This window comes from Cellulophaga sp. 3_MG-2023, from assembly GCF_030546975.1.
Lineage (GTDB): Bacteria > Bacteroidota > Bacteroidia > Flavobacteriales > Flavobacteriaceae > Cellulophaga.
Genome location: NZ_JAUOPS010000004.1, coordinates 150,693 through 164,113 on the forward strand (window position 1 = coordinate 150,693; position 13,421 = coordinate 164,113).

The following is a 13,421-nucleotide window of genomic DNA, read 5'->3' on the forward strand; positions in this document are numbered from 1 at the left end:
AAAAACTATGCCACATTCTAAGTTTGCAACAGTTTTTTAACCTATTTATGATAATTATAAGATAGATTTTTAAAAAGCATTCTTGTAAACATTTTAAAAACGTATTTTTACGGTATAAATTATACTTTAAATGGAAAAACCATTAATATTAGTTACCAATGATGACGGAATTACTGCTCCTGGCCTAAGATCATTGGTTAAATTTATGAAAGAAATTGGAGATGTTGTTGTTGTTGCTCCTGACAGTCCTCAGTCTGGAATGGGCCATGCAATTACCATTAATAACACACTCCACGCAAACCTAGTAACTATTGATGATGTTGATGGTGCAGAACAAGAATACAGCTGTAGCGGAACGCCAGCAGACTGTGTAAAAATGGGACTTCAAGAACTTTTAGACCGCAAACCAGATATTTGTATAAGCGGCATAAATCACGGTTCTAACTCATCAATAAACGTTATATATTCTGGCACAATGAGTGCCGCTATTGAAGCAGGAATTGAAGGCATACCCGCCATTGGTTTTTCGCTTTGCGATTTTTCATGGGATGCCAATTTTGAAGAAGCAAAACCTTTTGTACAAAAAATTGTAAAACAAGCACTTGCAAACGGAATTCCTAAAGGTGTTGTACTAAATGTTAATATTCCTGTTAAGGAAAATGAACTTATAAAAGGAATAAAAGTTTGTAGACAAGCACGTGCCAATTGGAAAGAAAAGTTTGACAAAAGAACCAACCCAATGGGTAAAGATTACTACTGGCTTACAGGTGAGTTTGAATTGCTTGATAAAGGCGAAGATACAGACGAATTTGCTTTAGCTAACAACTATATTTCTGTGGTTCCAACTCAGTTTGATTTAACTGCACACCACACCATACAACAACTAAACAACTGGAATTTAAATGAACACTAAAAAAGAGGTTATAATTGGATTTCTTGTAGGTATAATTGCCAATTCTATTGGTACGTTAGCTTACATTTTACTATTTTCTGATTTAAGTATTGTAGAGACTTTTAAAGCTGCTATTGAGAGCGACCATATTGGCAGTCTTTTAGCGCTTGGAGCTATATTAAATTTAATTGCTTTTTTTCTATTTTTAAAAATAAGAAGAGACTACAGAGCAAGAGGTGTTTTAATAGCCACATTGCTAACTGCCCTTGTTATTTTATATTACAAGGTTTTTTAAAAATAGTATATATTAAATGAAATATTACATTATTGCAGGAGAAGCATCTGGAGATTTACACGGATCTAACCTTATAAAAGCTATAAAAAATGCAGATACTAGTGCCAATATAAGGTGCTGGGGTGGTGACCTCATGCAACAAGCTGGCGGTGAACTAGTAAAACACTATAAAAGTATGGCTTTTATGGGTTTTATAGAGGTTATAAGTAATATTAATAAAATATCTAAAAATTTAAAATTTTGCAAGACTGATATTGATGCTTTTAAACCAGATGCTATTATTTTTATAGATTACTCTGGCTTTAATTTACGTATTGCAAAATGGGCTAAGGAACAAAACTACCGTACTAATTACTATATTTCTCCACAAATTTGGGCTTCTAGAGAAGGTAGAATTTCTAAAATAAAACGAGATATAGATGCTATGCATGTTATTCTTCCGTTTGAAAAAGATTTTTACGAAAAAAAACACAATTACCCAGTACATTTTGTTGGCCACCCTTTATTAGACGCTATAAGCAAACAAAAACTACCTAATGAAGCTGAGTTTAGAGCTAACAATAATTTAGACCCTAAAAAGCAAATTATTGCTCTTTTACCTGGTAGTAGAAAGCAAGAAGTGCAAAAAATGCTAGACGTAATGCTTTCTGTAACCAAATCCTTTACAGATTACCAGTTTGTAATTGCTGGTGCTCCTAGCTTGGATTTAGAATTTTACAAACCTTTTCTAAAAAATCCACAAGTTGGTTTTGTAGCTAACCAAACTTACAATTTACTAACTTTATCTACAGCGGCACTAGTTACAAGCGGTACTGCAACCTTAGAAACTGCATTATTTAAAGTACCACAAGTTGTATGTTACAAGGCCCACTGGCTATCATACTATATTGCCAAAAAAATTATTACTTTAAAATATATTTCATTAGTAAATTTAATAATGGATAAAGAGGTAATAAAGGAGTTAATTCAGAACGATTTAAATACAAAAAGTTTAACTATTGAGCTAAACAAAATTTTATCTAAAGACACCAGAACAAAGGTGTTTGAAGAATATTATCAGCTCGAAAAAAAATTAGGAGGCGCAGGTGCAAGTAAAAAAGCGGCAGAATTAATTGTTACCAATACAAAACCTAAAGAATAAAAACCAATTAAATTTACTAAATTTGGTAAGCAAGTGTCCTAAATTTTTCTTGGAATGATCCGTAAAATAACTTTTTTCCTGCTAATTATTTCTTTGGCCAGTTGTGGCTCTAAAAAGAAAACCACCTACAATAAAGAGCGCAAAGTAAGTATTGCGCCTTCTAAAACAATTATAGAAAAAGGAAACTCTCCTAGGTCTAAAAGAAAAGCTGAAGAAATTGCTGTTGAGCGCAAAGCAGACAAAATTATAAATTCTGCCTTAGCCTTTTCTGGCACACCTTATAAATTTGGAGGAACCACCAAAAGAGGAATGGACTGCTCTGGTCTACTCTACGTTGCTTTTTCTGAAAACGACATATCTTTACCCAGAGTGTCTTATGTTATGGCAGAAGAAGGAAAAGAAGTTAGGGTTAAAGATGTAGAAAAAGGAGATTTACTTTTTTTTAGGACATCAAAAAAAAGAAAAAGAATTAACCACGTTGGATTGGTTGTTGCTACAGATAACGACGAAATTAAATTTATACACGCAAGCACTTCTAGAGGTGTAATTGTATCATCTTTAAGAGAAGGATATTGGAATTATGCCTTTGTAAAAGCTACAAGAATACTTTAATTTATGAAACCGTTTCAGTTTATTTCGGTAAAATTAACACTATACTTAATTACCGGAATTCTGATACAAACCATACTAAAATTACCAATACTTACTTCCTTTTGCTTGTTAATATTCTTTTTAATAGGTCTCGGTTTTCTTTTTAAAACATCTAAAAAAAGAGCATTATCTTTTGGTATTTTTGCAATACTTTCAGTTATTTTTCTTGGTGTATTTACAGCTAGCTTAGCCACTCCAAAAAATAATAAATTACACTATAGTAATAAAGATTTTGCCAATACACATTTGTGGCATATAAAAATAAGTGAGGTTCTAAAATCTAATACATATAACCATAAATACATTGCTACTTTAATTAATCTAGATGACACAAAAACTAAAGGTGTTTTTTTAATTAATTTACCCAAAGACTCTATAAACACTACTTTTTTAGTTGATGACGAACTTGCTGTTTATTCTGAACTAAAAAATATAAATAAACCTCTAAACCCACACCAATTCAATTACGCAGCGTATTTAGAGGATTTAGGTGTCTACCATAAAATAGATATTAAAAAAAACTACAAACAGTTACTATCTACAAACAAAACAATTAAAGGTATAGCAGCATCTGTTAGAACTAAAATAACAAACAAGCTAAACAATGCTGGTTTTGGTAGTGAAGAACTTAGCATTATAAAAGCACTTTTATTAGGAGAACGAAACACTATACAAGCAGAGACTTTAGATGCTTATAAAAATGCTGGCGCGATACATATTTTAGCACTATCTGGTTTACATATAGGTATTCTTTTATTAATATTACAATTTATATTTTCTCCTTTAGAGTACCTCCCAAAAGGTAAAACAATTAAACTAGTTGTAATAGTTATTTTCTTGTGGAGTTTTGCTTTACTTGCTGGTTTATCTAGCTCTTTAGTTAGAGCCGTAACTATGTTTACATTTGTAGCTTATGCTATGTATTTAAATAGACCAACAAGCTCGTTTAATATAGTAGCATTGTCACTTTTCTTTATCCTATTACTACAACCAAATCTTTTATTTTCTGTTGGTTTACAAATGAGTTATGCTGCGGTATTTTCTATAATTCTTTTTAATCCTATTTTTCAAAAACTGTTGCAACCCAAATATTATATTACAAACAAAATATGGCAACTGTTAACGGTTAGTTTTGCTGCACAGCTGGGTGTATTGCCTATTAGCTTATACTACTTTCATCAGTTTCCTGGACTATTTTTTATTACCAACTTAGCCATAATTCCGTTTTTAGGAATTATACTAAGCACAGGTATTCTAGTGCTTGTTTTAGCATTGTGTAATACACTACCACATTTTTTAGTTACAATTTATAACAGTATTATTTTTGCAATGAATAGTGTTGTGAAATGGGTAGCATTACAAGAAAACTTTTTAATAAAAGCCATCTCTTTTAATAAAATTCAGATTGCAATAAGTTACCTGTTTTTAGTACTATTGCTTATGTTTTTTGAGAAAAGAAATTTTAAAAGAACCGCTTTTTTACTTGGCAGTATACTTCTTTTTCAGGCCTGTATTATATTTTATAATTACAACTCCACTACCAAAGATCAACTATATGTATTACACCAAAACAGAAATACAATTTTGATTCATCAATCTGGACAAGAACTAAATGTACATTCTAATATCAATTTAAAAAACAATCAAACTTTAGCAAATATTAGCACTGCAGAGCGTATAGATTCTGTAGCAAAATTTATACTTAAAAACAATTATAGATACAAAAACAACCTACTAATTATTGTAGATAGTTTAGCCGTTTACCCAAAAAAAGAAAATAGTATTGTGTTACTTACACAGTCTGCCAAACTAAATTTAAATAGGTTAATTACAGAAATTAAGCCTAAGCAAATAATTGCAGACGGTAGTAATTACAAAAGTACAATAGCACTTTGGAGAGCTACTTGCTTAAAAAGAAACATTCCTTTTTATTATACTGGCGAAAAAGGATATTACACATTTTATTAGTTACAGATATTTACCTTTACACCTCTATTAAAAAAAATAGAGAATTATACACCAAACATTAATGATCTTTAATATTGAACAACCTTAAAATAAAAATAAAAAAATGACTCCATTTATTGCTGAAATTATAGGTACTGCTATTCTTATTTTACTTGGTGGCGGTGTTGTTGCCAACGTTGTTTTAAAAAACACAAATGGTCATAATAGTGGCTGGATTGTTATAACAACTGGTTGGGCACTTGCTGTTTATGTTGGTGTTGTTATAGCTGGGCCATATAGTGGTGCGCACTTAAACCCTGCAGTAAGTATTGGCTTGGCAATTGCAAGTAAATTTGCTTGGTCTAAAGTACCTATGTATATTCTTGCGCAATTTATTGGTGCTATGCTTGGCGCCACTGCTGTATGGTTAACATACAAAAATCACTTTGATGCCACAGAAGATGCTGATGCAAAGAAAGCCGTTTTTTGTACTGCACCCGCCATAAAAAACACATTTACCAATGTTTTTAGTGAGGTTATAGGCACTTTTGTATTATTACTAACTATCTTTTATTTTTCTGATGCTACAATAACTGAATCTAATACAACTATTGGTTTAGGCTCTGTAGGAGCAATTCCGGTTGCATTTTTAGTTTGGGCTATAGGCTTATCATTAGGTGGCACTACAGGCTATGCTATTAACCCTGCAAGAGATTTAGGACCTAGAATTGCACACGCATTATTACCTATAAAAAATAAAGCTAAAAGCGATTGGAGCTATGCTTGGATTCCTGTTGTAGGACCAATATTAGGAGCTTCTTTAGCTGCTTTTTTAATGCTTGCTTTAAGTTAATTTAATAAGATTATTAAAACTAAAAATCCCTTTTTACAGATTGTAAAAAGGGATTTTTTTATTGTATTTATAAAAATTAATGAACTTTACCCATTAGCTTTTTAATTAAAGGAGAAAGCACTAAAACAATAACAGCTGCCCCTAGTGCATATTTAGATATTAACAAGAAACCGTCTGTGTATATACCTAAGGTATCTAACCCTCCTACGTTTTTATCATCACTTTCAACAGCCAATTGCTTACTAATAAAACCAACAATTTGAAATGCAAATGCTGAAGCTAAAAACCAAATTCCCATCATAAAAGCTACAATACGCTTTGGAGAAAGGTCTGTAATTTTAGATAAACCTACTGGAGACATAAACAACTCCCCAACAGAAATTAGAAAGTACATAATTAACAAATAAGAAAAAGGAACCATCCCGTCTGCATCTGCACTACCACTACTTAAAGAAAGTATAAAGAAACTTATACCGGCAAAAGCAAGTCCTAAACCAAATTTGTATGGTGTTCTAGGATCCATTTTCTTTTTCCTCAAATAAGCAAAAAGCATTGATATTGGAATTGATAATATAATTATGAACATTGAATTTAATGCATTAGTTTGTGAAGCGTCGATAAAAGTAAGATTCACATTTCTTTCTGCAAACAACGTTATTACACTACCAGAAAGCTCATGAAAACCCCAGAAAAGTGTCATAAAAAACGTAATCAAAATAGCTACAATTAGCTTTTTACGTTCATCTACTGTAGCTTTTATTAAAACATTTATTAAAAAAACCGCAATACCTATAGCAATTAAATAAAATATAATATTAACAATGTTATCATCTTCTAAAAAAGTACCCTTTTCTCCTAAAGACTTATAAGAAGACAGTAAATAAGCAATAACAGGAGCAGATAAAACAGCCAAAATAGGAATCATTATACCTTGTTTAACACCTAAAATTGTCTTTTCCAAAACTCCTTTAACAGGCGGTAAACCTCTATCTCCAAAAACATTCTTTTTAATTCCACTATAAAAGAATATAAGCCCCAATAGCATACCAATACCTGCCAGTCCAAATCCATAATGCCAACCAAAAGTTTTACCTAAATAACCGCAAATTAAAGGTGCAACAAAACCTCCGATATTAATCCCCATATAAAAAATTACAAAACCAGAATCTTTTCTACTATCGCCGTCCTTGTATAACGAGCCAACAAATGTTGATATATTTGGTTTAAAAAAACCATTACCAACAACAATTAATGCAAGTGCTAAAAAGAAAGTAATATCATGTTCTATGGCTAAAACAAAATGTCCTACAGACATTAAAATACCTCCTAAAAAAATAGACTTTCGCATTCCCAATATCTTATCAGAGATTCTACCTCCAATTACCGTAGAAGCATAAACCAAAGAGCCGTAAGATGCGTATACTGCTGCTGCTGCAAAATCTCTAGATGCTAAAGCTGCAAAAACAACATCAACCATATATAGTGTTAGCAAAGCACGCATTCCATAGAAGCTAAAACGCTCCCATAACTCCGCAAAAAATAAATAAAACAATCCTTTTGGATGTCCAAAAAGCTCTTGTTCTTCAACTGATTTAACAGTGTTTTCCATAATTATAAAAAATTAATTTATTAGTGGGGTTGCAATAAACTAAAACCATTAGCAAAACTACATCCCATTGATACAGTATATAAATCTACACTATTACGATTTTATCAAAAATGAGATAAAAATTTCAAGTTTGCTAATAATGTTAATAAATAGTAAACTTTTTATCTTAAATATTGTAATTAGACAGGCAAAACTCACAGATATATGAGTCAAAAAAAGTTGCCACATTATGTTTATCTTTGGCTCTTGTAAAAAACCAACTATGACTGCCCCTATACAAGGATTCTCTAAACTAAGCAAAGAAGAAAAAATAAACTGGATTGCAAATAATTACACCCTTAATACTGAACACACAAAAGAAGTATTAAAAGTGTATTGGAATTCTGATACTAAACTCCAAAAACTGCATGATGAGTTTATAGAAAATACCATATCTAATTATTATTTGCCTTTAGGTATTGCTCCTAACTTTTTAATTAACAACAAGCTTTATGCTGTACCAATGGCTATAGAAGAAAGTTCTGTAGTTGCCGCAGCTAGTAAATCTGCTAAGTTTTGGTTATCTAGAGGCGGATTTAAAACTACTATTCTAGGAACAGAAAAAGTAGGCCAGGTTCATTTTATTTTTAAGGGTGATGAAAAAAAGTTAGAGGCTTTTTTTAATACTATTAAATCTAAAATTTACACAGATGCCGATAAGCTTACCACTAGTATGAAAAAACGTGGTGGCGGAATTACAAACATAGAACTCCGTAATAAAACTGAAGATTTAGAGAATTATTACCAGCTACACTGCACTTTTGAAACATTAGATGCAATGGGCGCCAATTTTATAAACTCTTGTCTAGAACAGTTTGCTAAAACTTTAAAAACAGAAGCATTAGTTTATGCTGATTTTTCTGATGATGAAAAAAATATTGAAGTTGTAATGAGCATTTTATCTAACTACGTTCCAAATTGCGTTGTTAGAGCAGAGGTTAGCTGTACAATTGAAGAGCTAAGCGAAGGCAACATTGAAGAAGCACAACATTTAGCAGAAAAACTTGTACAAGCAGTTACTATAGCAAAAGTAGAAACCTACAGGGCCGTTACCCATAATAAAGGCATCATGAACGGTATTGATGCTGTTATTTTAGCTACAGGAAACGACTTTAGAGCTATTGAAGCTGGCATACACGCCTATGCTAGTAAAAACGGAAAGTATAGCAGTTTAACAGATGCTAGTATAGAAAATGGGGTTTTTAAATTTTGGATTGATGTACCATTAGCGTTAGGAACCGTAGGCGGATTAACAAATTTACATCCATTAGTAAAAGTTGCGCTAGACATTTTACAAAAACCGTCTGCAACAGAATTAATGCAAATTGTAGCAGCAACTGGTTTGGCTCAGAATTTTGCAGCACTGCGTTCTTTAGTAACAACTGGCATACAAGAGGGCCATATGAAAATGCACTTGTTAAATATTTTAAATCAGCTTGGTGCTACAGACGAAGAAAAAAAGACACTTACCAACCATTTTAAAACAAATACGGTTACACATAGCGCGGTAGTTTCTGCTTACAACAATTTAAAAAATGACTAAGAAATTTTATAGTAACGGCAAATTATTACTTACAGGAGAATATGTTGTTTTAGATGGCGCTACAAGTTTAGCTGTACCTACAATATACGGTCAAAATTTAACGGTAACAAAAACAAGTAACGCTACCATTACTTGGAAAAGCATAGACGTTAATAACAATACTTGGTTTAGCACTAATTTTAGATGTAGCGATTTACATATACTAAATACCGAAGAAAAAGATAAAACCTGGATTGATACTGCCAAAACATTACAATCTATTTTAAAAGAAGCTCAACTGTTAAATTCTGGCTTTTTAAAAAACACTAAAGGTCTAGCAGTAGAAACTAAATTAGATTTCCCTAGAGACTGGGGACTTGGATCTTCATCTACCTTAATAAATAATATTGCAACTTGGGCTAAAGTAGATGCTTTTAAATTATTAGAAAACACAATGGAAGGCAGTGGTTATGATATTGCTTGTGCTCAAAACAATACTCCTATTTTCTATCAAAAAATAAATAGCATACCTACTGTTAAGATTATAGAGTTTAATCCTCTGTTTATTGATCATTTATATTTTATTCACTTAAATAAAAAACAAAATAGCAGAGATGCCATTGCCGCATATAAAGAATGTACTTTTAACAAAGAAGAACTAATAAAAGACATTACAGAAATTACCAAAAAAATAGCTTCTGCAACCCTTTTAAGCACTTTTGAGGCTCTTATTAACAAGCACGAAGAACTACTGTCTAATGCCTTAAAAACAACAACCGCTAAAGAGTTATTGTTTGCAGATTATAACGGAGCCATAAAAAGTTTAGGAGCCTGGGGTGGCGACTTTATACTTGCCACAGGAAATAAAGAAACCCCCTCCTATTTTAAACAAAAGGGTTACAATACCATCTTTAAATATACAGATTTTATAAAATAAAAAAGCCTCCAAATTGGAGGCTTTTTTTATATGATTAATAAAACAATTTCTTTTAGTAGAACATTGCTCTGTTATCTTCAATCTCAGCAGATTTCTTTAATGCATTATAAACTGCAGAATTTACTCTCTGTGTAGCTGTTGTTTGTACCATATTAGCATATGTACTATAGTTTTCTAATTTAGGAGCTTCTTCCTTTTTAGTAACCAATACCATAAATACACCAGTTTCACCTTCTAATAAACCAGAAGTTTCTCCTTGGTTAAGACCAAAAGCATTACCTACTACAAACGGTTCTCTACCTGCACCAGGTATTGTTGGAGATTTCATAGTTAATGCAGATGCTGTAGAAGCAGATACATTATTAGCCTTAGCAATAGCATCTAAATCTTTACCTTTATTAGCAGCAATAATTTGAGCTGCTTTTTTCTCTTTTCTTAATTTTGGTAACACCATAAAAGATGCATCCTCTACAGACATTAAACCTTCTGCATATTTACCAGTTAATTGCACTACTGCATAACCATTATTTACAGAGAAACGTTTAATATCACCTACATTAGAATCATCATTAAAAGCCCATTGTACAATTGCTCTTTGAGCAGATAAGCCAGGAAGGTTTTCATCCATAGCCTTAATTTTATTTACTGGTCTTGCAACGTATTTTTTCTCTTTAGATAATTCTAAAAATGTTTTATCTGTGTCTTTGGCATCACTTTCAAATTGAGTAGCCTGAGTAAATAAAGAGTTTATAGTTGCTTCTGAAGCCTCAATAGCTCTTGCTAAAGTTGCAATACGAACTAAGTCTTGCTTGTCATCTACCTTTACAATATGGTAACCAAATTCTGTTTCTACCATACCTATAGTACCTACATTGTTGCTAAACATAAACTCATCAAACTTAGGAGTCATTCTACCTTGTTGGCTATATCCTAAATCTCCACCTCTTGTTGCTGAAGGACCATCTGAATTATCACGAGCTATTACAGAAAACTCTACATCTCCTTTTTTAGCATCTTTTAATAACTCATCTGCTCTTTTCTTAGCTTCTTCTTTTGTTCTTTTAACTTCTGGGTTTGCTCTTTCTGCACCTTCCCAAGCAACAAGTATATGACTAGCTTTTACATTACCGTCTTTTTTCTTGCTTATCATTTTAGATACTTTAAAGAAATTACCATCACGGTAAGGTCCGTAAATATCACCAACATTTAATGCCATTAAAGTATCAGCAAATTTTGGAGTAAGAACATTTTTAGTTTTGTATATAGTGTCATATTTTAAATCTGAATTACGATCTAAAAATTCTTCTACATTTTTAGTATTTCTAAATCCTAAAATTGTGTCATTGTACTCTACCCTATCATTAAGTAAACTAAGTACTTTTTCTTTTACAGCTTTTTCATCCTCTAAAGATGGCTTTTCTTCAAAATAAACAAACTGAAAATCTCTAGCTTTTTCTTGTTTAAAATCTTCTTTATGATCGTTAATATATGAAGAGATTTCATCTTTACTAACAGCAACAGAACTATCTGCTATAGAAGTATAAGGTACTCTTACGTATTTAATATCTATTTTATCGTTAGCCAATTTATAGTCTAACTCACCCTCTTTTAAAGTAGCTCCCAAACCTGCTTTAATTAAGTTAAAGTAAGTTTGCTCTTTAGCAGCCTGCATAATAGCCTGCTCTTGCTGAATCCACAATGCATACTGTCCAGGGTTTTCTGTTTTTAAAGTAGAAATAAATTCTTTAAAAATATACTCATCAAAAACACCATTTTCATTTTGGTATTGTGGGTTTTGAGCAAATCCTGGGTTAGAAGCAATAAAGTTTATGATTTGGTCTTGTTCTATAGAGATTCCTAAATCATCAAACTCATCACTTAAAACAGCATTTCTTACTTCTTGATCCCAAACACTGTTTACAACCTGCATAGAAGTTGCACCAGCTCCAAAACGGTTAGAAGCGGCTTCAACCTCTCTTCTAAATTTATCAATAGAAATATCTTTTCCGTTAATTTCTGCTACAGTAGTACCTGTTTTTGCACCAGACATACCATCTGCACTAAAAATACCAGAGATAACAAACGCAAATAAGGCTAAACCTATAATTAGGATTAATACAGTTGTTCTCTTTCTTATGTTCTCTAAAATCGCCATTTTATAAAATGTTTAAAATCAGTGGGCAAAAATACCATTTCTTTTTGGGTTTTAAAATTTAATTTTTATCAAATTTTTAACACTAAAAACCTACTCTTTTTCAAGTATATGTAGGGTTACCAAATCTATCTTAGTATTTGACACTTCTATTATTTTAAAATTGAAGTTTTCAATTTTAATTTCTGAATCTTTTTCTGGTATTTCTCCAGTTTCGTTTACTATTAAACCACCAAGCGTTTCATACTCATCACTCTCTGGTAATTCTAATTTATAATTTTCGTTTATATAGTCTACATCTAGTCTTGCAGAGAACTTATAAACATAATCTTTTAGCTGCTCTTCTACCAAATCTGTGGTATCATGTTCATCTTCTATTTCACCAAACAATTCCTCTACAATATCTTCTACCGTCATTATACCTGCCGTGCCACCATACTCATCTAACACAACAGCTACACTTTTTCTTTTTTTTGTAAGCGAATCTAAAATATCACTAACCAACATAGTTTCTGGCACAAATTCTATAGGAAGCAGAATACTCTTTATTGTTTTTGGTTTTTTAAACAACTCAAAAGAATGTACATAACCAATAATATTGTCTATAGTTTCTTTGTACACCATTATCTTAGAAAAACCAGTTTCTGTAAATAATTTGGTTAAATTTTTTGGTGTATCATGTAACTCTACCGCAACAATTTCTGTACGCGGCACCATTACTTCTCTTGCTTTTACCGCTGCAAATTCTAACGCGTTCTGAAAAATTTGTATTTCAGAATCTACTTCATCCTCTAAATTTACAGTCTCTAACTGTTCTGTAATATAATCTCCTAATTCTACTTTGCTAAAAGCAAGTTGACTATGATCACCGTCTGTTTTAAAAAATGTTTTTAAAATAAAGTCTGATACACTGATTACAAAATTAGAGATCCAAGAAAATAATCCGTAAAAGAAATAAGCAGGTATTGCTAAAACCTTTAAAAAAGAGTTTGCATAAATTTGAAAAAACACTTTTGGCAAAAACTCAGCCGTAATTAAAATGATTAAAGTAGAAATTATGGTTTGAGATAATAATCCAAAATCTGTTAGTAACAAATCTACAAAACCACTGCTTGTAGGCAATAAGCCAGTAAACCAACTCATAAGCAAATCTCCCATATACATACCATATATAACAAGAGCTATATTATTACCAATTAACATAGTGGCAATAAACTTAGAAGGTTTGGCTGTTAATTTAGATAATACGGTAGACAAAAAACCTTCTTGTTTTTTCTCGATCTCTAAATGTATTCTGTTAGCAGATATAAATGCAATCTCCATTCCTGAGAAAAATGCAGATAGCAATAATGATACAACAATAATAATGATTGATGTTACCAA

The 13,421-nt window shown here is 31.6% G+C and carries 11 protein-coding genes; 8 read left to right on the top strand and 3 right to left on the bottom strand.

The annotated features are described in order from the left end of the window. Positions 1–130 precede the first annotated feature (130 nt). The 6 genes from surE (at position 131) to Q4487_RS11965 (ending at position 5,779) form a co-directional block, all read left to right on the top strand. Complete coding sequence (surE, locus tag Q4487_RS11940; protein WP_100894908.1) at positions 131–913, top strand: 5'/3'-nucleotidase SurE; 783 nt, start codon at positions 131–133, stop codon at positions 911–913. After that, complete coding sequence (locus Q4487_RS11945; protein WP_100894907.1) at positions 903–1,187, top strand: hypothetical protein; 285 nt, start codon at positions 903–905, stop codon at positions 1,185–1,187. Before surE ends, Q4487_RS11945 begins: the two co-directional genes overlap by 11 nt. Before the next feature lie 16 nt (positions 1,188–1,203). Beyond that, positions 1,204–2,328, top strand: a complete 1,125-nt coding sequence (lpxB, locus tag Q4487_RS11950) for a lipid-A-disaccharide synthase (RefSeq protein WP_303543101.1) — start codon at positions 1,204–1,206, stop codon at positions 2,326–2,328. Positions 2,329–2,382: 54 nt separating this feature from the next. After that, the gene (locus tag Q4487_RS11955; protein ID WP_303543099.1) at positions 2,383–2,940 is read left to right on the top strand and encodes a C40 family peptidase; all 558 of its coding nucleotides are present in this window, start codon (positions 2,383–2,385) and stop codon (positions 2,938–2,940) included. A gap of 3 nt (positions 2,941–2,943) precedes the next feature. After that, positions 2,944–4,947 (top strand): ComEC/Rec2 family competence protein, encoded by a 2,004-nt coding sequence (locus Q4487_RS11960; RefSeq protein ID WP_303543097.1) that lies wholly within the window; start codon positions 2,944–2,946, stop codon positions 4,945–4,947. A 103-nt stretch (positions 4,948–5,050) separates the two neighbouring features. Continuing rightward, positions 5,051–5,779 carry an MIP/aquaporin family protein gene (locus Q4487_RS11965; protein WP_303543095.1) on the top strand — a complete coding sequence of 243 codons (729 nt, stop codon included), beginning with the start codon at positions 5,051–5,053 and terminating at the stop codon, positions 5,777–5,779. A 76-nt stretch (positions 5,780–5,855) separates the two neighbouring features. On the opposite strand, the gene Q4487_RS11970 is transcribed toward Q4487_RS11965, so the two are convergent. Continuing rightward, the gene (locus Q4487_RS11970) at positions 5,856–7,388 is read right to left on the bottom strand and encodes a peptide MFS transporter (RefSeq protein ID WP_303543094.1); all 1,533 of its coding nucleotides are present in this window, start codon (positions 7,386–7,388) and stop codon (positions 5,856–5,858) included. Between the two features lie 262 nt (positions 7,389–7,650). Between Q4487_RS11970 and Q4487_RS11975 the strand changes: the two genes are divergently transcribed. Beyond that, positions 7,651–8,970 carry a hydroxymethylglutaryl-CoA reductase, degradative gene (locus tag Q4487_RS11975; RefSeq protein WP_303543092.1) on the top strand — a complete coding sequence of 440 codons (1,320 nt, stop codon included), beginning with the start codon at positions 7,651–7,653 and terminating at the stop codon, positions 8,968–8,970. Next, entirely contained in the window at positions 8,963–9,886 is a 924-nt protein-coding gene (locus tag Q4487_RS11980; protein WP_303543090.1) for a GYDIA family GHMP kinase, read from the top strand. Before Q4487_RS11975 ends, Q4487_RS11980 begins: the two co-directional genes overlap by 8 nt. 52 nt (positions 9,887–9,938) lie before the next feature. Here the strand turns inward: Q4487_RS11980 and Q4487_RS11985 are convergent, their stop codons facing one another. Both Q4487_RS11985 and Q4487_RS11990 read right to left on the bottom strand, forming a co-directional pair. Beyond that, on the bottom strand, positions 9,939–12,041 hold the full coding sequence (locus Q4487_RS11985) for a SurA N-terminal domain-containing protein (protein WP_303543088.1): 2,103 nt from the start codon (positions 12,039–12,041) through the stop codon (positions 9,939–9,941). A gap of 90 nt (positions 12,042–12,131) precedes the next feature. Beyond that, positions 12,132–13,421: a hemolysin family protein gene (locus tag Q4487_RS11990; RefSeq protein WP_303543086.1), complete on the bottom strand. Its 1,290-nt coding sequence runs from the start codon at positions 13,419–13,421 to the stop codon at positions 12,132–12,134.

Bases quoted from the DNA above. Each gene is read 5' to 3' on its own strand.
- Q4487_RS11960 (WP_303543097.1), top strand. From the start codon at position 2,944: ATGAAACCGTTTCAGTTTATTTCGGTAAAATTAACACTATACTTAATT.
- Q4487_RS11965 (WP_303543095.1), top strand. From the start codon at position 5,051: ATGACTCCATTTATTGCTGAAATTATAGGTACTGCTATTCTTATTTTA.
- Q4487_RS11945 (WP_100894907.1), top strand. From the start codon at position 903: ATGAACACTAAAAAAGAGGTTATAATTGGATTTCTTGTAGGTATAATT.
- Q4487_RS11980 (WP_303543090.1), top strand. From the start codon at position 8,963: ATGACTAAGAAATTTTATAGTAACGGCAAATTATTACTTACAGGAGAA.
- Q4487_RS11970 (WP_303543094.1), bottom strand. From the start codon at position 7,388: ATGGAAAACACTGTTAAATCAGTTGAAGAACAAGAGCTTTTTGGACAT.
- Q4487_RS11955 (WP_303543099.1), top strand. From the start codon at position 2,383: ATGATCCGTAAAATAACTTTTTTCCTGCTAATTATTTCTTTGGCCAGT.
- surE (WP_100894908.1), top strand. From the start codon at position 131: ATGGAAAAACCATTAATATTAGTTACCAATGATGACGGAATTACTGCT.
- lpxB (WP_303543101.1), top strand. From the start codon at position 1,204: ATGAAATATTACATTATTGCAGGAGAAGCATCTGGAGATTTACACGGA.
- Q4487_RS11975 (WP_303543092.1), top strand. From the start codon at position 7,651: ATGACTGCCCCTATACAAGGATTCTCTAAACTAAGCAAAGAAGAAAAA.
- Q4487_RS11985 (WP_303543088.1), bottom strand. From the start codon at position 12,041: ATGGCGATTTTAGAGAACATAAGAAAGAGAACAACTGTATTAATCCTA.